The organism is uncultured Marixanthomonas sp. (genome assembly GCF_963974425.1).
GTDB lineage: Bacteria > Bacteroidota > Bacteroidia > Flavobacteriales > Flavobacteriaceae > Marixanthomonas.
Map to the genome: position 1 here is coordinate 1 of NZ_CAXBCK010000059.1, position 20,968 is coordinate 20,968.

Below are 20,968 nucleotides of genomic sequence, written 5' to 3' on the forward strand. Positions count from 1 at the left end.
ACTACTAACTACTAACTACTAACTACTAACTACTAACTACTAACTACTAACTACTAACTACCAACTCCTCATGTCAAACCAATTCAAATCTCAACAGGAAATCTTAGCAAAACTAGGGATCACAGCTTTAAATCCTATGCAGGAAAAAGCACTTTCAGCTATTACTGCAAACTCAAATACCGTGTTGTTATCTCCTACAGGAACCGGTAAAACGGTTGCTTTTTTATTACCTACACTCAATGCTCTAGATGTAGCTAGTGATACAGTACAGTTACTAATTTTGGTTCCTTCACGTGAGTTGGCAATACAAATAGAGCAAGTGATACGTGAAATGGGTTCTGGTTTTAAAGCCAATGCCGTGTATGGCGGAAGGCCTTTTTCAAAAGATAAAGTAGACTTAGCACATACGCCCGCCATTGTCATTGGTACACCAGGACGAGTGGCAGATCACTTACGGCGCGAAACGTTTGGGGTTTCAGGGATTAAAACCATTGTGTTGGATGAGTTTGATAAATCGTTAGAAGTTGGTTTTGAAACCGAAATGCGCGAAATTATAGAACATCTTCCTGCTATTGAAAAACGTATTTTAACTTCAGCAACACAAGGGATTGAAATCCCAACCTTTGCTGGAGTACAGAATCCAAAGGTGATTGATTACCTGGGGGCGAAAACGACTAACTTAGCTATTAAAAAGGTACTCGCTCCACAAAAGGATAAAATACAAACCTTGGTCCATCTGTTGCATAATATAGGCAATCAACCAGGTATTATATTTTGTAATTTTAAAGACAGCATACAGTTTGTAAGCGATGCGTTAAAAGAGAATAACATTCCGCACGGGTGTTTTCATGGCGATTTGGAACAGTTAGACAGAGAAAGGGCTTTGATAAAATTTAGAAATGGAACCCACCAAATCATTATAGCGACAGATCTTGCCGCACGTGGTTTGGACATTCCCGAACTTAACTTTATTATACACCATCAATTACCGATAAAAGCCGAGGAATTTACCCATAGAAATGGAAGAACAGCGAGAATGAACGCAGAAGGTACGGCTTACGTATTGCAATGGAAGCATGAAAGTACGCCTAGTTTTATTACAACGTCAGATGTTGTAAAACTAAAAAGCAAGAATATCACTATGCAATCGCCTTGGGCTACTTTATATATTTCTGGTGGACGAAAAGATAAAATTTCAAAAGGAGATCTAGCCGGTCTATTTTTTAAACAGGGAAAATTAAAGGGTGATGAAGTAGGCGTTATCGAACTAAAACAAGACTGCGCCTTTGTTGCCGTACCCAAGCATAAAGTGGCGAGCGTTATTGAAAAAACAAATAATACGCGTTTGAAAAAGAAGAAAGTACGAGTTACGCTACTACGCTAATTGTGACTTTTTAAAATGAATCCTAGTTTTGAAAGGCCGTATCCACGGAGTTATTTTAATTTAAGTAAAGAGTTTTGTATTAAAATTTCAGTAGCTCCGCGATATTCCCACCGTTTCTATTTTCTTACCTTAATAGGTTTTAACTGAATACAACCAACAGCATCCAATACCCGTATTATCAAATAGGTGATATCAATTTCGTACCATTTTACACCAAAATTAGCCCGACTAGCATGCTTGTGATGGTTGTTATGGTACCCTTCGCCCATCATTAAAAAATCGAATCGAAATAAATTTTTACTGGTATTTTTCATTTTATAATTGGCATAACCATAAATATGCCCAAACCAATTAATGATCACCCCATGAATAGGTGCCATAAAGAAGGTAATTGGTAATAATAGCCATTGCCACCAAGCGGTCGCAAAGAAAGCAAAGAATAGAACATATAATGCAACCCAGAGCAATCTTGAAAAGCGAGATCCAGCAAATACATCGAATTTTTTCCATTGCGGGACGTTCTTGGTAAAACGTTGATCTACAGCAATACGTTGGTTATTAATATCTTGATATATTGTTTTTGTCTTCCACATCATGGCAAACAAATTGGCGTCATAAGAAGGAGAGTGGGGGTCGTCTTTCGTATCCGTATACGCATGATGCATACGATGCATGATCCCATAACCATAAGCGCTTAAATAACTTGACCCCTGAAAGATCCAAGTTAATACAAATGTAATACGCTCCATGGTTTTGGACATGGTAAAAACTTGGTGTGCTGCATACCGGTGTAAAAAGAAAGACTGAAAGAACAGACCCCCATACCAAAGAAGCAAAACAAAAATAACGATGATCATACTTTTTTTTACAAAGATAACTTGATGTTGTCAAGGAAACAATGAATCTGAATTAATAAAATGTGAATTATTGGTTCGCTCATATGCTGCTTGCTTTAATTTATCAACTTACTATTTATTTAATGTTACCGGCTCCTGATTCGATTAGTAAGTGAAGGGAAACCTTTTATAATAAAGAAAACCAGTCACGGATAATCACTTTAATCAATGCTATAAAAATCTCGTCGATATAATAATGGCTTTCGTATAGGTAATACCCCCAAACGTCTATTACTGTTTTATAAGGTAGCATATAGCTTCACCTTTGAGGTGTAAAACAAAAAGACATTAAAATGAAATTATATGTAATCATAGCAAGTTTGTTAAGTATGCAAATTTCTTTTGCACAAGAAATTTCAGATAAGGGAACTACAAAAATATGGACATTGCAGGAAAGCATTGACTATGCTTTAGCGAACAATATTACGGTAAAAGATGCTGCATTAGATAAAAACCTTGCAGAAGTAGATTATAGTAAAGCTAAATCTTCAAGATTACCGAACCTTTTTGGTAGTGCTTCTCAAAATTTTTCTAACGGAAATACGATAGACCCAATTACTAGTGACTATGTTTCAGACCAAATTCATAGTACAAATGTTGGAGTGAGCAGCTCGGTAACGCTGTTTCAGGGAAACCAGATTAATAATCAAATACAACAAAATAAATTACTTTTTGAACAGCGTATTTTACTTGAAGAAGTAGAAAAGAAGCAGAAGATGAGGTGATTATGATGGTAATAAAAAAGATAAAAATGAAGTAGCTAATTGTAAAAACTTCAAATAAAAGGGAAACAGTTTAAAAAAAATCCTACTTTTGTAGGGTGATACTTTTAAAAAATAAAATACGTAGCACTATTGCTAGTGCATTTGTTCGCTTACGCTGTCGCTGCTAAGTAAACAAAAACTTCTATATACGTAACTTTTATTTTTTATTTTTTGTACAATTTCAACTTCATATTATTCTTACAGAACGGTATTCAATCGAATAGCGCAGCTGTTATATGCAAATTTTTCCGCCGTCGCCCTTTGGGTGATAGCTAACTTTATGGAACTTAGGTGAGTCCGGTTCTTCTTTCCACACAACTATTTTTTTTCCTAAAATCATTTAATCTATAAAACAATGAAAATTGTTATTACTGATAAGTCGCATAGTTTATATGCGGAAATTATTTGCAATACCATTGCCGAATCTGCTAGTGTTAGAGGTACAGGAATTGCTAAAAGAACGCCAGAATACATCATTTCTAAAATTGAAATTGGGAATGCGATTATTGCATTAGAAGACGACAAATTTGCAGGGTTTTGTTATATCGAATCTTGGGGCCACAATAAGTTTGTGGCAAACTCTGGCTTAATTGTTCATCCCGACTTTAGAGGAAGGGGGTTGGCAAAGAAAATTAAAAAGATGGCTTTCAATCATTCTAGAGCTAAATTTCCCGACTCCAAAATATTCAGTATTACAACCGGATTAGCAGTTTTAAAAATGAATAGCGAGTTAGGATACAAACCCGTTACATTTTCTGAATTAACAGATAATCAAGCTTTCTGGAACGGTTGTAAAACCTGCCAAAACTACGACATATTGCAACGTACCAATCAAAAAATGTGTTTGTGTACAGGTATGCTGTATGATCCAAAATCTAAAAATGAGTCTACATCTAAAAAAGTAAAAGAGAATGTCTTTGTAAGGCTAAAAAGCATTAAGGAAACAGTGTTTCAACATAAAAATAAATCAAAATGAAAACTTCAAAAAAATTAGTCATTGCGTATAGCGGTGGATTAGACACCTCGTATTGCACGGTACTTTTGTCAAAGGATAAAAAATTTGACGTACACGCTGTAAGCGTTAATACAGGTGGCTTTACAGTACATGATATTGATACTATTAGAGCAAATGCCTATAAAATGGGGGCTACTAGCTATAAAAATATTGATGCTGTGTCAACATTTTATCAAAAGGTGGTTAAGTACCTTATTTATGGGAATGTTCTAAAAAACAACACCTATCCCTTATCTGTAAGTGCTGAACGTATGGTACAAGCCATCGAAATTATTGAGTATGCAAAACGTATAGACGCTAAATACATTGCTCACGGTAGTACTGGAGCTGGCAATGACCAAGTGCGTTTTGATATGATTTTTCAAGTGTTGGCACCCGATATACAAATTATAACCCCAATAAGGGATGCTAAACTTTCTAGGCAAGAAGAGATAGATTACTTAGTTAAAAACGGGATAGACAAATCTTGGGAAAAGTCAAAATACTCTATTAATAAAGGACTGTGGGGAACAAGCGTTGGCGGAGATGAAACCTTGACATCTAACACGCCATTACCAGAATCAGCTTTTCCTTCTCAATTGAAAAAAGATAGGGAGGATGAAGAAAAAGTGACGCTTACCTTTCAAAAAGGGGAATGTATAGCCTTTAACGGGGTTAAAAACAGTCCAGAAGTTAACATCCAACTTTTAAACAAGAGGGCTTCTGCTTTTGCCATAGGAAGAGATATTCACGTAGGAGATACCATTATAGGTATTAAAGGCCGGGTAGGTTTTGAAGCTGCTGCTGCAACGGTACTTATTAAAGCACATCATGTATTGGAAAAACATACCCTTACTAAATGGCAGTTACAGCACAAAGAGTATGTAGCTACTTGGTATGGTACACATGTGCATGAGGGTATCTATTTAGATCCAGTAATGAGAAATATGGAAGCTTTTTTAGAAAGCAGTCAAACTCATGTTTCTGGGGATGTAGCCGTAACCCTAAAACCGTATCACTTTACAGTAGATGGTGTGACATCTAATAATGATTTAATGAATGCTGAATTTGGAAGCTACGGCGAAATGAATCTGGGTTGGACAGCAGATGAGGCCAAAGGTTTTATCAAAATTTATAGCAATCAAAATAAAATATTCAACCAAGTAAATTCATAAATATGTTACAAGTAGGAATCATTGGAGGAGCGGGATATACAGCAGGGGAGCTTATTCGATTGTTAATTCACCACCCAAAAGTGGAATTAAACTTTGTCTATAGTACCTCTAACTTCGGAAAAAAAATTAATACGATACACCAAGATTTAGTGGGGACAACAAATATGTTTTTTACGAAAGAGATAAACCCAGAGGTAGATGTTTTATTTCTGTGTTTAGGTCATGGTAATTCAAAAAAAATACTTAAAAAACACACCTTTTCTAAGGTGACAAAAATCATTGATTTAGGAAATGATTTTAGATTGGTTGCCAATGAGGGTTTTGAAAATAAAGACTTTGTATATGGTTTACCTGAATTACAAAAGGAAACTATAGTAAAGGCCAATTATATAGCCAATCCGGGTTGTTTTGCTACAGCCATTCAGTTAGCCTTACTGCCTTTAGCAAAGCATGGTTTAGTAAAGGACGATGTACATGTAAATGCTGTAACGGGTGCTACAGGTGCGGGTACTTCCTTATCTAAAACTACGCACTTTACTTGGAGAGATAATAACTTTTCAACCTATAAAGCTTTCACACACCAACATGTAGCTGAAGTGAATCAAACCCTGAATCAACTACATGGTAACTATGATTCAGATATCATGTTTATACCGAATAGAGGTGATTTTTCAAGAGGGATTTATGCAACTGCATACACAAAGTATGAGGGCACTTTAGATGAGGCAAAGGCGATGTATAAAGCGTTTTATAACGATTCAAAATTCACATATGTATCCGATGAAGAAATTCATTTAAAACAAGTAGTAAATACAAACAAATGTTTGCTTCATCTACAGAAGCACAACAATAAATTATTAGTAGTAAGTGCTATTGATAATTTATTAAAAGGAGCTTCAGGACAAGCAGTACAGAATATGAATTTGATGAATGGCTTTGAAGAAGTAGAAGGACTGCAATTAAAAGCAAATTATTTTTAGTAGAACAAACAATTTAAAAAATCATGAGTTTATTTAATGTATATCCACTATTTGATATCACCCCTGTGAAAGCAGAAGATGTTTATGTTTATGACGATAAAAATATCGAATATTTAGATCTGTATGGAGGGCATGCGGTTATTTCAATTGGTCATTCTCATCCGGAGTATGTAGAAGCTATTACCAAACAGCTAAAAGCTATTGGGTTTTATAGCAATGCTATTAAAAACCCTTTACAAAACGTAGTAAGCTCTAAGTTAAATAATGCTTCAGGCTGTGACGGGTATCAATTGTTTTTATGCAATTCAGGAGCAGAAGCGAATGAAAATGCATTAAAATTAGCCTCTTTTCATACTAATAGAAAGAAAGTACTTGCATGTAAAAACGGCTTTCATGGCCGAACATCGGCAGCCGTTGCTGCAACCGACAACCCTACAATTATAGCCCCTATAAATGCACAACATGACGTTGCTTTTTTTGAATTAGGAAATATTGAAGCCGTTGAAAATGCATTGCAGAAAAATGATGTATGCGCTGTAATAATAGAAATTATTCAAGGTGTGGGCGGGTTAGACGAAAGCACTACAGCCTTTTACCAAGGGCTTGATGCTTTGTGCAAAAAGTACAACACCTTGTTTATTGTAGATGAAGTACAGTCTGGTTTTGGAAGAACGGGAGATTTCTTTGCTTTTCAAAAACACAATATAGCACCAGACATTATATCTATGGCGAAAGGAATGGGGAATGGATTTCCTATAGGTGGAATTTTAATTCACCCAAATATAAAAGCTTCTTTTGGTTTGCTAGGAACAACATTTGGTGGAAATCATGTAGCCTGTGCAGCGTGTATTTCCGTTTTAGATGTAATTGAAAATGAAAATCTATTGAAAAATGCATCAGCTATTTCGGCGTATTTTATGGAACAAATACAAGGGCTGCCTAAAATAAAAACCATAAAAGGCAGAGGTTTAATGTTAGGTTTGGAATTTGACTTTCCCATAGCTGAAGTACGTAAAAAATTAATTTTTACGCACAACATAGTTACGGGAAGTGCCAAAAACCCAAATGTATTAAGAATTCTTCCACCATTAACCCTTCAAAAAAAACACATCGATTTATTGATTGATGCTTTAAAAAAAGAACTATAGTATGAAAAAATATACAGGTATTAACGATTTGGATAGCATTGCTGATACCATTCAAGAGGCTATTAAATTAAAAGAAAATCCGTATCAATTTGAAAAACTAGGGCAGCGCAAAACCTTAGTAATGGTATTCTTTAATGCAAGCTTACGAACGCGATTAAGTACAGAAAAGGCAGCTAAAAATCTAGGAATGCAAGTGACGGTATTACATGTAAGTGATGCGTGGGAGTTGGAGTTTGAAGAGGGTACGATTATGAACTTAAATACGTCTGAACATGTAAAAGAAGCTGCTCAGGTTATTTCTCAATATGCAGATGTGATTGCTGTTAGAGCATTTCCGAAGTTAGAAAATAAAGAACAAGACGAATCGGAATTTGTAATGAACAGTTTTATAAAATATGCTACGGTGCCTATAGTAAATATGGAAAGCGCTACAGCACATCCGCTACAGGCGTTAACGGATGCAATTACTATAGAAGAGTTAAAAACTAAAAAGAAACCAAAAGTTGTCTTGTCGTGGGCACCACATCCAAAAGCATTACCCCATGCCGTAGCTAATTCATTTGTACACATGATGCAGGAACTCGATGTTGACTTCTCAATTACACATCCAGAAGGGTATGAATTAAATCCGGCAATCACTAAAAACACTTCAATTAACCATAATCAAGAAGAAGCCTTACAAGATGCCGATTTTGTGTACACTAAAAACTGGAGTAATTATAAAGCGTATGGAAAAGTTACGTCTCAGGATCCAAAATGGATGATTACAAAAGAAAAGTTGGGAAAAGCTAAGTTTATGCATTGTTTGCCGGTAAGAAGAAACGTTGTTGTAGCAGATGCGGTGCTAGATAGTGATCGTTCGTTGGTCATACATCAAACCAATAACAGAACCTTCGCGGCACAAATTGTATTGAAAAAACTGTTAGAAAATAGCGCATCATGAAAACACTAAAAGTAATAAAAATAGGAGGGAATAGTATAGACGATGCCACTTCTTTACAGGAATTTTTGAACGTTTTTTGTACTGTTAAAGGCCCTAAAATACTCGTACACGGTGGTGGTAAAATAGTAACCAACGTATCGAAAAAGATGCAGATGGAAGTTACTATTGTGGATGGCCGAAGGGTTACCAATGCGGAGACCTTAGATATCATTACAATGGTATATGCTGGGAAAATTAATAAAAATATCATTGCATCCCTTCAACAAAAAGGTTGTAAATCAGTTGGATTTACTGGAGCAGATGGAAATACGATTGTCTCAAAACAAAGAGAAGTGAAAGATCTTGATTATGGTTTTGTAGGCGATGTGATAAAGGTAAATACCTCAATTTTAGAAGTGTTGTTAGATGCTGGGGTAACTCCCGTTTTTTCAGCAATTACACATAACGAAAAGGGACAATTATTAAACACCAATGCAGATACTATTGCTTCGGAATTAGCCATTGCTTTTGCAGAAAAATACCACACAGAATTGTATTACTGTTTTGAAAAAAACGGGGTGTTATTAGATGTAAACAAGGCGGATTCGGTGATTGAAAAAATAAATCGTAACGAGTATAAAAGATTGTTAGACAATCAAATTATTGCAGACGGGATGCTACCTAAACTCAATAACTGCTTTCATGCTATAGAGCAAAAAGTTCAAAAAGTCTGTATAGGAACCCCGAAAATGCTTTCTAATAAAAATGTAAAATGCACAAGCATAGCAAACTCATGAAAACGCTACAAGAACTAACAGGAGAAGCAATAGAGCTATTAAAACAACTAATAGAAACACCCTCTTTTTCAGGAGAAGAGGGGGAAACGGCCTTGCTTATAGAAAAATGGTTTGTAGATCATACGATTACATATAAAAGAAATAGGCACAACGTGTGGGCAGTCAATAAACATTTTGATGCTTCCAAACCAACAGTATTATTAAACTCACACCACGATACAGTGAAACCAAATAACGGATACACAAAAGATCCTTTAAAATCGATTGTAGAAGGTGAAAAACTATATGGATTAGGAAGTAATGATGCTGGGGGCTGTTTAGTGTCTTTAATGGCGGTATTTACTCATTTTTATAACCATAAAAACTTAAAATATAATTTGGTTATAGTCGCTTCTGCAGAAGAAGAAAATAGTGGGGATAATGGATTAAATAGTATGTTGCCTATTATTCCTAAAATTGAGGTTGCTATCGTTGGAGAGCCAACATTAATGAACGTAGCCGTAGCTGAAAAAGGCCTAGTTGTTTTTGATGCCGAAGTAAAAGGAAGACCCAGTCATGCGGCTCATATAAATTCAAATAACGCGATTTATAATACCATTCCTGTTTTAAAATGGTTTCAAGATTTCAAGTTTGAAAAGACTTCAGATACGTTAGGAGATGTAAAAATGACCGTTACACAAATCCATGCCGGAAAACAACACAACGCCGTGCCTGCACATGTAAAACTGGTGATCGATGTACGAGTAAACGATAGGTACTCCAATCAAGATATTGTTGCCATCCTGCAAGAACATGCTCCTTGTGATAAAATTACCCCAAGAGGATTAAAATTAAATTCCTCATCTATTCCTATCGAACATGAATTGGTGCAAGCCGGAATTGCTTTAGGAAGAAAAACCTATGGCTCACCAACCTTATCAGATCAAGCAACCTTAACCTGCCCATCTTTAAAGTTAGGGCCTGGTGATAGTGCACGATCTCATTCAGCAGATGAATTTATTTACATTCACGAAATTAAGGAAGGAATAAAAATATACATCGATTTACTGAATAAAGTTATAGTATAAAAAAGTAAAATAATCAACAGTATAAAAAGAACACAAATGAAACTTTGGGATAAAGGAATAGCTATAGACAAAAAAATTGAACAATTTACGGTTGGAAACGATAGGAAAATCGATATGCATATTGCTAAATATGACGTACAAGCATCTATTGCACATGCCAAAATGTTGCACAAAATTAAGATTATTAATGCAACTGAATTAGCCCAGTTAGTAGAAGGCTTACAAGAATTACAAACCGAAATTGAAAACAATACCTTTGTTATAGAAGCGAGTTTTGAGGATGTACATTCTAAAATTGAATTCGAACTAACAAAAAAATACGGTGACGTAGGGAAGAAAATACATACGGCACGATCAAGAAACGACCAAGTGTTAGTAGCCCTCCATCTGTATTACAAAGATAATTTGCTGACAATAAAAGATAAAACGAAAACGTTTTTCGATACGCTTTTAGCCTTAGCAGAAACGCATAAAAACCAAGTGCTACCGGGCTACACACATTTACAAGTAGCCATGCCTTCCTCTTTCGGTTTATGGTTTTCTGCGTATGCAGAACTTTTGGTAGATGATGTGTACATGCTAAATGCCGCCTTAAAAACAGTAGATCAAAATCCGTTGGGATCTGCAGCAGGATACGGAAGCTCTTTTCCTATTGATAGAGCATATACCACCAAAGAGATGGGCTTTGCTACCTTAAAATATAATGTGGTTGCTGCACAGTTGGGCAGAGGTAAAAACGAGCGGACTATTGCCGCTGCGTTTGTCGGTCTGGCAAATACCCTGTCTAGATTTGCGATGGATATTTGTTTGTATATGAGTCAAAACTTCGGATTTATTTCTTTTCCAGATGAACTGACTACCGGGAGCAGTATTATGCCGCACAAGAAAAACCCAGATGTTTTCGAACTGATAAGAGGAAAATGCAATAAAATACAAGCCTTACAATCTGAAATGATTTTAATTACCAATAACTTACCAAGTGGGTATCATAGAGACTTTCAGCTATTAAAAGAGAATATGATTGCCGCTTTTGAAGAACTTAAAACGATGTTAGAAATTTTTAATTTTTCCATCAAACAAATGGAGGTTCATGACATCAATGTAACGGATGAAAAATATAAATACTTATTTACCGTAGATAGTATTAATAATCTGGTGGCAGATGGAATGTCTTTTAGAGAAGCATATCAACAAGTAGGAGCAGAAGTAGTATCTGGAACCTATAAAGGAGAGGCTTCAAAAGCGCATAGCCACATAGGAAGTATTCATAACTTATGTTTAGAAAACATTAAAAATAAGTTTGAATAAAATAGGATTTCTGTTTGTTTTTTTTTCTCGAAATTCCCCTAAAAACCTTTGGATTAGGTGTTCCACCTAGTAATACAACAAAAACGGTTCTCCTTTAGGTAAACGTATGGCGTTGCTCTTTTGTTGATGATGCGTTTAGCAATGCCTACGGCTTGTTCCTTATTCTCGATGAGAACAACAGCCCTGGGGGCAGAACAATCACCTCCATATTTCAGTTTTTGTTCTTCCTCCAGTGACATTCTCCTATAGGGCCATTGTAAAACAGGTTCAAGTAGGGGAACTATTATTTAAGTACCGTTAAAAATTAATATACGGTCATAGTTTATAAAACACCACCAATACATACATACTTTATTTCTAAATACTCATCCATACCATATTTAGATCCTTCACGACCATTTCCACTTTCTTTAATACCTCCAAATGGGGCTACTGTTGTAGATATCATACCTGTATTTATACCTACCATACCGTATTCTAAGCCCTCGGAAACCCTCCATATTTTAGCGTAGTCATTCGAATAGAAATAAGATGCTAAACCATAAGGTGTATCATTAGCCATTTTAACTACTTCAGCTTCGTCCTTAAACCTTATTATAGGAGCTATGGATCCAAATATTTCATTTCTACATATTTCCATACTATTAGTAACGTTAGTTAAAATAGTAGGAGGATAAAAGTTTTCCTTATCGGCAATTTTTTCACCCCCGGTAATTAATTTAGCACCTTCACCTACAGCATTTTTAACCAAACCATCAATAAACGTTACGGCATCGCTATTTATTAAGGGGCCTATGGCTGTTTCTTCGTCCAAGCCCGACCCCATTTTTAATTTGTTAACAGCAACTGTAAACTTATCGACAAAGGTTTGGTATACGTTATCATGAACAAAAATTCTATTTGTACAAACACAAGTCTGACCTGCATTTCTGTATTTTGAAGCGATTGCACCACGTACAGCATTATCAATATTGGCATCTTCAAATACAATAAAAGGCGCATTTCCACCCAGTTCCATGGAAACTTTTTTCACTGTATCGGAACATTGACGCATAAGTGTTTTCCCAACCTTAGTAGATCCAGTAAAAGACAGTTTACGCACTATAGGGTTAGCTGTAAGTTCATCACCTATTTCTTTGGCTGTATCTGAAGTTATCACGTTAAAAACTCCTTTAGGAAATCCAGCTTTCTCAACCAACGCGGCCAATGCTAAGGCAGATAATGGGGTTTGATGGGCAGGCTTAATAACAACGGTACATCCGGCGGCAAGAGCTGGGGCAATTTTACGTGTTATCATGGCATTTGGAAAATTCCAAGGTGTAATAGCTGCAACAACACCAACAGCTTGTTTAAGTGTTATAATTCGTTTATCATGACCATGAGAAGGAATCGTATCTCCATATGTTCTCTTGGCTTCTTCGGCAAACCACTCTATAAATGAGGCTCCGTATTTTATTTCACCTCTCGATTCAACTAAAGGTTTACCTTGCTCTAGAGTTAATAGCTGTGCTAATTCTTCTATATGATCCAACTGTAGTTGATACAGTTTTTTTAATAGCCTAGAACGCTCTTCAGCCGTAGTTTTACTCCAAGTTTTAAAAGCCTCGTTCGCACTATCGATGGCTTTTTTAGTTTCTGAGCCTCCCAAATTCGCAACATTAGCAATAACAGAATTGTCAAAAGGGTTGGTAACTTCAAATGTAGATTCATTTTCCGAAGACACCCAAACTCCATTAATAAAAGACTTAGTACGCAGCAAACCATTACATTGATTTTCTATTGCGTTTTTTATATCTATTTTCATTATTTCCTTCTTTTTTTTTTACTACTTTTTTTTATAAATCTTTTTCTTGTTCTTTAAAAAAATCAATCCCATAAATTAAAAAGGTTAGTAAAATTCCCGCAACAAAAGCCCAAGTAGCGCCTTTTGTAACTAGAACTCCTGCTATTACACCGGCGATACCTAAATCTTTTTTACTCTTGGCTTCCATTACTCCAATTCTAAAACTAACAAAACCTTGAATTAATAGTGTTAAGGCTAGTGCTATCCCTAAAATAGGTTTCACCAAACTAACGATAGGTAAGAACAAGAGTCCCACGTTGGTACCCCACCGAAATGAACCAGATCCACCAAAGATGGAGGTCATTGATTTTTTTCCCTTTTTATAGCGTTCAATAATTACAATATGCATTGCCGACCAAAGCGGACCAGACATGGTGATATCAGGACCAAAAATGCTCATGAGCATATTACGACCTCCAAAAATTAAATGAGCTCGATTGGCATCATAATCAATCTTTTCGTCTGCTCTAATTTCATCGGCTTCTTCTAGTATAGCTTTACTTTGAAGCACATCACCAAACAAAACGATATAGGCAGCAAAAGCTGTTGGTATGGAGGTAAGAAACATGCTAAGCGGGGGAAGCCCTACACCAAAAACGGTATACTCACTAAACATGAGTGAAAAATTTGGCTGGGTAATACCCCATTCAATAGTTGGCCAGGGCGCTTCATTTAATAATGGAGCAATTACCACCGCTAAAATAATGATCGGGAAAATACCTAAATTACCAATGTTCCTCCAAAAGGGACGCTTCGCAGTTAATTTTGCAAAGTGTTTAGAAAAAATTAAATAAAATGCGATTCCTACAGCAATACTAATTGACAACGGAAATAAATCAAAACGGCCTCCTTCCTTAAAAACAACCATAATTGCTGCAATACCCGCACCGAGGATAACACCAGATTTTATCGCCTGCGGAATAATTTGAACAACCTTAGAAGCCAAGCGTGTCGACCCTAAAACAACCGCCAATATACCGAGGGTCATTTGAAAAGATATTAATGCATGAACCCTATCGGGGCCCACAGGAAATAGCTCTACATAAGCTATTAGCAACGGGATGGCTGGTGTAATCCAACCGGGAACAACAGGGTCTCCCAGTAAATGATGTGTTAAGTATAATAAACCATTTAGCATTACAATTGCGATAGCGGCTTCAAATGGCATATCTAATAGGTCTACCATAAGAGGGATAGCAGCCAAATCAACCGCACACATTAAAAGTCCTTGAAAAAAATCAGGTAACTCAAAGCGATAATGGATGAAAGGCAAACGTAATTTGAAAGGTCCTAGGGGAATAAATGGAGCTTCTTCTCCATTTACATGATTTTTCCAACGATTCATTTCTATGTTTTTATTTTTAATTGTATCAAACAATTTACACAGCGTTATGTACAAGCTGTTTTACTTGTTAATAGGCAGATTTGTAGATTGCTAAAATATCTTGTTCAGATAATTGTCTCGGGTTATTTCGTAACAAACGATCTATCTGTATCGCATCTGCCGCTAATTCGGGCAAAATAGATTCAGGAATATCAAACGAACTTATTTTTTGAGGAATCTCAACATCGCTACAAATTTTATGAAGACGTGTAATCACCAAATCGGCTGCCTGTTCATTCGTTTTGTCAACTAGATTTTCGTCAAAGGCTTCAGCAATATCTCTAAAACGTTCAACACATGCCATTTTATTCCATTCCATTACATAGGGTAGCAATAGCGAATTACTAACCCCGTGAGATATATGAAACCTTCCGCCTAATGGATAGGCTAGGGCGTGAACAGCACCTACTCCTGCATTGCCAAAGGCCATTCCTGCTAACAAACTACCCATAGCCATATCTTCTCTAGCATCTATGTTGCTTGGTTGCGCATATGCTTTTGGCAAACTGTTAATTATAAGCTTCATGGCTTTAAGCGAGAGCGCGTCTGTTATCTCATTTGAATGAGTAGACAAATAGGCCTCAATGGCATGTACGAGCGCATCTATGCCACTGGCGGCAGTTATTTTTTTAGGACAACTAAGAGTCATTATCGGATCTACTAAAGCAACGTCTACAAGTAAATGATTACTAACAATCCCTTTTTTAACTTGAGCTTGTGTATCGGAGAGGATACCAATATTAGTAACTTCAGATCCTGTTCCTGCGGTTGTAGGAATAACGATTATTGGGGTGTTTCTTCCCGGAACTTTGTCTTCACCAAACAGACTGGCCAAAGGGCCATCATATTCAGCATAGACCGCCATGATTTTAGCGGTATCTAAGACACTACCCCCACCAACAGCTATAATACCATCGTGTTTTGAGTTTAAGAATGCTTTTTTACAGGCCTCTACAATGACCATTTCTGGTTCAGGAGCCACATGATCATATATAGTAAAGGTATTATCTTCTAATAAAGAGGTTACAATTTCAAGAGTTCCTGAGTTTCGAATCCCTTTATCTGTTACGATAAAGGGATTGTTCATACCCAGTTTATTCATGTAGTCTTTTAACTCTTGTATTGATTCTCGGCCCACTGCAACTTCGTGTGCCGATTTAAATTTTGCTACACTCATAATATCTATGTTTATTTATTTTATTACAATTGGGTTAACAGGTGAACCAGAACCTTTTTTCATCTTTAAAGGCGCTGCACTAAAAAAGAAGGTATATTTCTTGTCTTTCTTGCAATCTTCAGATAGGTCTTCTAGCCAGTAGATTTCTGTTAATACTACTCCTAAATCACGTATTAAAGCTCCATGTAAAGGGATTACAGCTTGTTCGCCATCAATTTCTTGAAAAGATTTTTCAACCGCTAAATTATCAGAAGCTATTACAGGGATTTCCATATCTGCTATCCATTGTACTAGTTCTTTACTATAACATAAGCCAGGCTCTGTAGAAGCTTCCCAATTTTTATGATCCTCTTCGTCATAGAAACGTCCCATAGAACCTGTACGGATTACTAGAATATCTCTTTTTTCAATAGTTACACCTTGTTTCTTTGCAACTGCCTTAATATCATCTAAAGTGATGCATGTATTAGGGGCTAATCTTCCGTTAGCATCGCCTAAAGCAACTCCTACATCGATAAGGATACCTCTACCTGTAATTCCTTTTTCTGCCAATTCGCCAACACCAACAAAGCTATGTCCATCTACAGTGTTGTTAGCAGATTTTCCTCCATAAATTTGATTGCCATACCAAGCGTGCCCAAGGGCATCTACGTGAGAGGTTCCTTGTAAATACATGTATACAACATCGTCAGAGTATTTCATACCTCCTGGTAAAATGTCTTTTTTCCCACTAGCAAATGTGCTTTCATCTTGAGACATAAAGTGCTCTACAGGCAGACGTCCTGGAAAAACAGGACCAACACCGTGGGTCATGGGTAATTGTAAGGTAAAACGCTTTCCTGTTTTAACTTCTTGTATACCTCTTAATGTTTGCGCGTCATCTAGATAATTTAAACCTCCAATCTTATCTTCTGGGCCCCATTTTCCCCAATTAGAAGGTGCATCTTTCTGTATTTTATCCATGGTGGTTTGCTGCGCACTTAGCGATGCACTAAAAAATAAAAGCAATAGCAATACACCAGTATGGGTCGTTGCTTTAAACAAAGAAGTTTTTATTTTTGATAGTTTCATTTTTTGATTTTTTTTCATGATGTTAAAAATTTTAATTAGTAAAAAATTTATAAATTTTAAGTTGAAAACAATTCTGTTATTGTTTTAGTAAGAATAGTAAGCCCTTCATGTAAGGTCTCATATTCTATGGTTAAGGGAGGTAGTAACCTAATTATATTGCCCTCCATCCCACAGGAAAGAAGGAGCAAACCACGGTTGGATGCATGTTCAATTATTTTTTTAGTACTGGCACCATCTGCTTGTTCAAAACTGCCATTGTGTACAAGTTCTATAGCAATCATAGCCCCCAAGTTTCTAACACAAGCAATTTTTTCAGGGTATCGGTCTTTCAGTTTATTAAGATGATCAACACATATTTTCCCTATTTCAAAGGCGCGTTCACAAAGGTTTTCTTCATTTATGATGTCGATAACTGCAAGTGCAGATTGACACCCTATAGGCGAACCTCCAAAAGTTCCTCCCAGACTTTTTGCCGCATCCATCACCTCTTCTTTTCCAACTACTGCAGATAGGGGAATGCCATTAGCCAAACCTTTACCAATCGTTATAAGGTCTGGCTCTACCTGGCTGTGTTCTACTGCAAAAAAAACACCCGTACGAGCAAATCCAGTCTGAATTTCATCACATATAAGTAGAATGCCATACAGGTTACATAGTGCTCTTAATTCCTGAATAAACGTGTTAGGAGCAATGTGAAAACCACCTTCTCCTTGTACAGGTTCTATAAGTATAGCTGCAATCTCAGAAGGATCAACGGTCGTTTTAAAAAGGCTTTTAAGTTTATTTAAAGAATCTTCAACTGTTATTCCATAGTTTTTATTTGGAAAGGGAATGTGATAGATTCCGGTAGGAAAAGGGCCAAAGCCTTCTTTATAGGGTTTGTATGTTCCCGTTAACCCTAAACACATATGTGTTCTACCATGAAATGCACCAACAAATGAAATAATACTAGACCGCTTTGTATAGGCTTTAGCTATTTTAATAGCATTTTCTACGGCTTCAGCACCACTGTTTAAAAAAACAGTTTTGGCATGTGTGATAGGTACTAATTCATTTAGTTTTTCAGCTAATACTACAGCAGATTCATAAGGGTTAATCATAACACACGAATGTGTAAAATTACGTAGTTGTTGCTGCACAGCGGCCATAAGTTTAGGATGACAATGACCCACATTGGTTACCGCAATACCAGCACAAAAATCAATATAACGAGCTCCTTCTACATCCCATATTTCAGCATTTTTAGCCTTGTCTATGTAACGTGGAAATAAGTTTTTCTGACCCGCTGCAATGGCCATCTCTTTTCTTTTTTGAAGATCGTTGTTATTGTTCATATTGTAAAACTGTTAGTATTGGTTATAATACACTCAGGTTATTATGCGACTACTTCTTTAACTTTTTTAAAATAGGAAGTAACCACCTAGTGAAAATACATTAGCTTCTGGGGCAAAAACCTTATGTCTGCCTTGAATCGTATACTCCGTTTTTAACACGAGGTTAGCGTTTATGGCATACGATACACTATTGGTAAATCTAGTAGCACTATCGCTATACGCTAAACCATTGTCTGTAATTTTATCTTTAACCCTACTAGCGCCATAATGCATTCCTAAGGTAACTGGATAGGTAGGTAAGGTATAGGTTAGTTGCCCATAATACCCATCTGTTTTAATCGTTTTAACTACCGAATCTACAGTAATAACAGGGCCAAACATAATACCGGCATCACCTATACCATCGGCTGTATAGTAATAGCCAGATAGTGCGAACCCGCCATAATCCATTTTTAAAAATGCATCTACGCCAAACCCGTTAAGGTCTAAATCTTGTTGGTTATCAGATACTTCTTGAGAAATAAATGAACTACTGACATATACATTCAATTTTTTAAAGCTTTTATTAAATACAAACTTACCTTGATACCCTAAACCATTCGGGTTGTCGGTCACACCAAAGGCATCACCAAAAGAACCGTTAAAATCTGAAGTAGCAAATGGCTCATACACGCCCACTGTTAAACGAGATGTTCCGTTGAAAATAGTAGGGGTAGTGTAATTAATTTGTGCGATTTTATCTGCAAATATATAACCGTATCCAATCCCGGCTAAGGTAGTGTTTTGTGGATTATCATACGAGTAATTAGCTCCAATTCCTAAAACACTTACATCATGAAGTAAAGCATCTAAACCAAAGCCCCCAAAAGTTTTACCAATAAGAAAAGAACCAGCCTCCAAGGTAGATACTTTTATAAAAGCTTGACGAATATCAACCGATGAGTATCCAAACCCGGTCACAGCTGGTGCAGATGAGTCTACCCCGTGATTAGTAAGACCAAAAGCTAAATCGAACGTTCCCGAAACAGTCATCCCATTTTCCATGGAGTAAACAGGATTAAAAGCAATAGTGGCTTGGTTAATTCCATTCTGTATCGAATGAAAGCCCTCCTTTTCAACTCCATTTTCTTTATCTTCCTTCTGAGCGGTATACACGTAATACGCATTAATCTGACCAGAAAAATTTAATTTCCAATTGTCATTTACTTTCAATTGTAGGCCTTGGTATTGAGGTGCTTCTTTTCCGTCTTGGCTATATCCATTCGAGGTAGTAAAAAATGTAAAAAATACCATTATACATATGATAATTTTAGAGGACTTTTTTTTCATATTTAGTAATTTAAGGGTTGTTTTTTTATCATTATCACAGCAATATTATGTATTATTTTTCGTAAATACATATCTTTTTTGCAAAATATTTCAAACAACTGTGTTTTTTTGCGATATTTGCCATAACTCCAAAATATAAGAAGGCGTTAAATTCCTATTATTAATGGTGCGTTAACTCTTATATTTATAGGAAATGAGGGTATAGGAAAAAAACAATATTTAGAAGTGAAAAATAAAAGCGCGATGCATTAAGCTTTTATTTGAATTATAAAAAGCTAATTTCGTAGGTAATTATGTTAGGTGATTAATTATAATAAAACGATTACAGATATGGAAAGACTTAAAATGGAAGGGCCACAAATGGAAGCACAGCTCGATGAGTTGGATTATAAAATAATAAAGCACCTTCAACAGGACGGCAGAAAATCTTTTACGGAGATTTCTGACGATTTAAATGTGGCGGTTAGCACTATTAGAAATAGGTATAATAGAATAGTTGATGAAAAAATACTTCGAATAATCGGTCGTGCGGAGCCAGAAAAATTGGGATTAAACTCCTATGTGAGAGTTATGTTGTCTATTAAACCAGCCTCAAAGATGAAAAATGCACTTACCAAAATATCAAAACTATCTGAAGTTAGTTTTTTGGCTATTACCTCGGGTAAGTACAACATTGAGATTAACTTAATGTGTAATAACAACAGGCATTTATTAACGATTATAGACGATATAAACAACATTGATGGCATGGACGAGTCTCAGATCACCATGTATCTAGACGTTTTAAAATGGGGGCAATAGGGTACCTAGCGCAACCCTAAATAAAACAAAAGTCGTTCTATATCTCATTTATTTGTGCCCATATCTTGTACCAATGCCTAGTTTGATAAACTGCCAAGCGACAAGGCCCTTACAATAGTATGGATAGGGCAGTACCTGTTTTCCAAAACGAAATAGTACCGTATAGGATGGCTTTTTTGGCCTCATAAAACGTTATACACCCTTAAAATATAGCGGGTACAAATTTCAAAAGCTCATTTTGGTAAAAATAATTTATTTAGCGATGTTGCCATATATCGTTTGTTGTGTATGTATAGTGGTGTGGTGTAAGAAGTAAACTGGCGGCAAAAAGAGTAGGTAACAGTATCTACAAATTTCTGCGGAACAAACTCCAACTACCAATAAACAGAGAGAAAAGTGGCACACCTAACCCTTTAACCTTTCAAGTACTAGGGTTTGGTTTTGTACCTACCTATAAGAAGGGAGAAAAAGGGAAATATCAATTAGTGGTTAAATCGTCAAAATGGAAGGGGTTTAAGGCAAAACTTAAACAACTCACCTGTAGGCTTCCCTAAAAATAGGACAGTTATTAATTCGAATTTACTAATTTTAAAT

General features: G+C 36.1%; 18 protein-coding genes. 11 read left to right on the forward strand and 7 right to left on the reverse strand.

Annotated features, from left to right (window positions below; genetic code table 11):
- Positions 1–70 precede the first annotated feature (70 nt).
- Complete coding sequence (locus tag AACZ92_RS14520; protein WP_339702729.1) at positions 71–1,384, forward strand: DEAD/DEAH box helicase; 1,314 nt, start codon at positions 71–73, stop codon at positions 1,382–1,384.
- 116 nt (positions 1,385–1,500) lie between these two features.
- Here AACZ92_RS14520 and AACZ92_RS14525 read toward each other — a convergent pair whose 3' ends face one another.
- Positions 1,501–2,241 (reverse strand): acyl-CoA desaturase, encoded by a 741-nt coding sequence (locus AACZ92_RS14525; protein ID WP_339702732.1) that lies wholly within the window; start codon positions 2,239–2,241, stop codon positions 1,501–1,503.
- 332 nt (positions 2,242–2,573) lie between these two features.
- On the opposite strand from AACZ92_RS14525, the gene AACZ92_RS14530 reads away from it, so the two are divergent.
- The 9 genes from AACZ92_RS14530 to argH all read left to right on the forward strand — a co-directional run bounded on the left by AACZ92_RS14530 (position 2,574) and on the right by argH (position 11,435).
- On the forward strand, positions 2,574–3,005 hold the full coding sequence (locus AACZ92_RS14530) for a TolC family protein (protein ID WP_339702735.1): 432 nt from the start codon (positions 2,574–2,576) through the stop codon (positions 3,003–3,005).
- 394 nt (positions 3,006–3,399) lie between these two features.
- Positions 3,400–4,020 carry a GNAT family N-acetyltransferase gene (locus tag AACZ92_RS14535; RefSeq protein ID WP_339702737.1) on the forward strand — a complete coding sequence of 207 codons (621 nt, stop codon included), beginning with the start codon at positions 3,400–3,402 and terminating at the stop codon, positions 4,018–4,020.
- A complete protein-coding gene (argG, locus tag AACZ92_RS14540; protein WP_339702740.1) occupies positions 4,017–5,213 on the forward strand; it encodes an argininosuccinate synthase in 1,197 nt (398 codons plus the stop codon). Before AACZ92_RS14535 ends, argG begins: the two co-directional genes overlap by 4 nt.
- Before the next feature lie 2 nt (positions 5,214–5,215).
- Complete coding sequence (gene argC / locus AACZ92_RS14545) at positions 5,216–6,193, forward strand: N-acetyl-gamma-glutamyl-phosphate reductase (RefSeq protein WP_339702743.1); 978 nt, start codon at positions 5,216–5,218, stop codon at positions 6,191–6,193.
- A gap of 23 nt (positions 6,194–6,216) precedes the next feature.
- Positions 6,217–7,341 (forward strand): aminotransferase class III-fold pyridoxal phosphate-dependent enzyme, encoded by a 1,125-nt coding sequence (locus AACZ92_RS14550; protein ID WP_339702746.1) that lies wholly within the window; start codon positions 6,217–6,219, stop codon positions 7,339–7,341.
- A 1-nt stretch (position 7,342) separates the two neighbouring features.
- A complete protein-coding gene (locus tag AACZ92_RS14555; RefSeq protein ID WP_339702749.1) occupies positions 7,343–8,284 on the forward strand; it encodes an acetylornithine carbamoyltransferase in 942 nt (313 codons plus the stop codon).
- Entirely contained in the window at positions 8,281–9,060 is a 780-nt protein-coding gene (gene argB / locus AACZ92_RS14560; protein WP_339702751.1) for an acetylglutamate kinase, read from the forward strand. Before AACZ92_RS14555 ends, argB begins: the two co-directional genes overlap by 4 nt.
- Positions 9,057–10,127, forward strand: coding sequence for a M20 family metallo-hydrolase (locus AACZ92_RS14565; RefSeq protein WP_339702754.1), 1,071 nt, complete (start codon positions 9,057–9,059; stop codon positions 10,125–10,127). The genes argB and AACZ92_RS14565 overlap by 4 nt, the downstream gene beginning before the upstream one ends.
- Positions 10,128–10,163: 36 nt before the next feature.
- On the forward strand, positions 10,164–11,435 hold the full coding sequence (argH, locus tag AACZ92_RS14570; protein WP_339702757.1) for an argininosuccinate lyase: 1,272 nt from the start codon (positions 10,164–10,166) through the stop codon (positions 11,433–11,435).
- A gap of 322 nt (positions 11,436–11,757) precedes the next feature.
- Here argH and AACZ92_RS14575 read toward each other — a convergent pair whose 3' ends face one another.
- From AACZ92_RS14575 to AACZ92_RS14600, 6 genes are all read right to left on the reverse strand, one after another.
- Positions 11,758–13,239, reverse strand: a complete 1,482-nt coding sequence (locus AACZ92_RS14575; protein ID WP_339702760.1) for an NAD-dependent succinate-semialdehyde dehydrogenase — start codon at positions 13,237–13,239, stop codon at positions 11,758–11,760.
- A 31-nt stretch (positions 13,240–13,270) separates the two neighbouring features.
- On the reverse strand, positions 13,271–14,656 hold the full coding sequence (locus AACZ92_RS14580; protein WP_339702763.1) for a hypothetical protein: 1,386 nt from the start codon (positions 14,654–14,656) through the stop codon (positions 13,271–13,273).
- 34 nt (positions 14,657–14,690) lie between these two features.
- A complete protein-coding gene (locus AACZ92_RS14585; RefSeq protein ID WP_339702766.1) occupies positions 14,691–15,839 on the reverse strand; it encodes an iron-containing alcohol dehydrogenase in 1,149 nt (382 codons plus the stop codon).
- Positions 15,840–15,854: 15 nt separating this feature from the next.
- On the reverse strand, positions 15,855–16,928 hold the full coding sequence (locus tag AACZ92_RS14590) for a cyclase family protein (protein WP_339702769.1): 1,074 nt from the start codon (positions 16,926–16,928) through the stop codon (positions 15,855–15,857).
- Between the two features lie 38 nt (positions 16,929–16,966).
- Complete coding sequence (gene gabT / locus AACZ92_RS14595) at positions 16,967–18,244, reverse strand: 4-aminobutyrate--2-oxoglutarate transaminase (RefSeq protein WP_339702772.1); 1,278 nt, start codon at positions 18,242–18,244, stop codon at positions 16,967–16,969.
- Between the two features lie 66 nt (positions 18,245–18,310).
- The gene (locus AACZ92_RS14600; RefSeq protein WP_339702775.1) at positions 18,311–19,573 is read right to left on the reverse strand and encodes a hypothetical protein; all 1,263 of its coding nucleotides are present in this window, start codon (positions 19,571–19,573) and stop codon (positions 18,311–18,313) included.
- Positions 19,574–19,903: 330 nt separating this feature from the next.
- Here AACZ92_RS14600 and AACZ92_RS14605 point away from each other — a divergent pair, with 330 nt between their 5' ends.
- Positions 19,904–20,374: an AsnC family transcriptional regulator gene (locus AACZ92_RS14605; protein ID WP_339702778.1), complete on the forward strand. Its 471-nt coding sequence runs from the start codon at positions 19,904–19,906 to the stop codon at positions 20,372–20,374.
- The last annotated feature ends 594 nt before the right edge of the window (positions 20,375–20,968 follow it).

Excerpts from the sequence above, each read along its gene's own strand:
- AACZ92_RS14520 (WP_339702729.1), top strand. The coding sequence starts at position 71 with ATGTCAAACCAATTCAAATCTCAACAGGAAATCTTAGCAAAACTAGGG.
- AACZ92_RS14525 (WP_339702732.1), bottom strand. The coding sequence starts at position 2,241 with ATGATCATCGTTATTTTTGTTTTGCTTCTTTGGTATGGGGGTCTGTTC.
- AACZ92_RS14530 (WP_339702735.1), top strand. The coding sequence starts at position 2,574 with ATGAAATTATATGTAATCATAGCAAGTTTGTTAAGTATGCAAATTTCT.
- AACZ92_RS14535 (WP_339702737.1), top strand. The coding sequence starts at position 3,400 with ATGAAAATTGTTATTACTGATAAGTCGCATAGTTTATATGCGGAAATT.
- argG (WP_339702740.1), top strand. The coding sequence starts at position 4,017 with ATGAAAACTTCAAAAAAATTAGTCATTGCGTATAGCGGTGGATTAGAC.
- argC (WP_339702743.1), top strand. The coding sequence starts at position 5,216 with ATGTTACAAGTAGGAATCATTGGAGGAGCGGGATATACAGCAGGGGAG.
- AACZ92_RS14550 (WP_339702746.1), top strand. The coding sequence starts at position 6,217 with ATGAGTTTATTTAATGTATATCCACTATTTGATATCACCCCTGTGAAA.
- AACZ92_RS14555 (WP_339702749.1), top strand. The coding sequence starts at position 7,343 with ATGAAAAAATATACAGGTATTAACGATTTGGATAGCATTGCTGATACC.
- argB (WP_339702751.1), top strand. The coding sequence starts at position 8,281 with ATGAAAACACTAAAAGTAATAAAAATAGGAGGGAATAGTATAGACGAT.
- AACZ92_RS14565 (WP_339702754.1), top strand. The coding sequence starts at position 9,057 with ATGAAAACGCTACAAGAACTAACAGGAGAAGCAATAGAGCTATTAAAA.
- argH (WP_339702757.1), top strand. The coding sequence starts at position 10,164 with ATGAAACTTTGGGATAAAGGAATAGCTATAGACAAAAAAATTGAACAA.
- AACZ92_RS14575 (WP_339702760.1), bottom strand. The coding sequence starts at position 13,239 with ATGAAAATAGATATAAAAAACGCAATAGAAAATCAATGTAATGGTTTG.
- AACZ92_RS14585 (WP_339702766.1), bottom strand. The coding sequence starts at position 15,839 with ATGAGTGTAGCAAAATTTAAATCGGCACACGAAGTTGCAGTGGGCCGA.
- AACZ92_RS14590 (WP_339702769.1), bottom strand. The coding sequence starts at position 16,928 with ATGAAAAAAAATCAAAAAATGAAACTATCAAAAATAAAAACTTCTTTG.
- gabT (WP_339702772.1), bottom strand. The coding sequence starts at position 18,244 with ATGAACAATAACAACGATCTTCAAAAAAGAAAAGAGATGGCCATTGCA.
- AACZ92_RS14600 (WP_339702775.1), bottom strand. The coding sequence starts at position 19,573 with ATGAAAAAAAAGTCCTCTAAAATTATCATATGTATAATGGTATTTTTT.
- AACZ92_RS14605 (WP_339702778.1), top strand. The coding sequence starts at position 19,904 with ATGGAAAGACTTAAAATGGAAGGGCCACAAATGGAAGCACAGCTCGAT.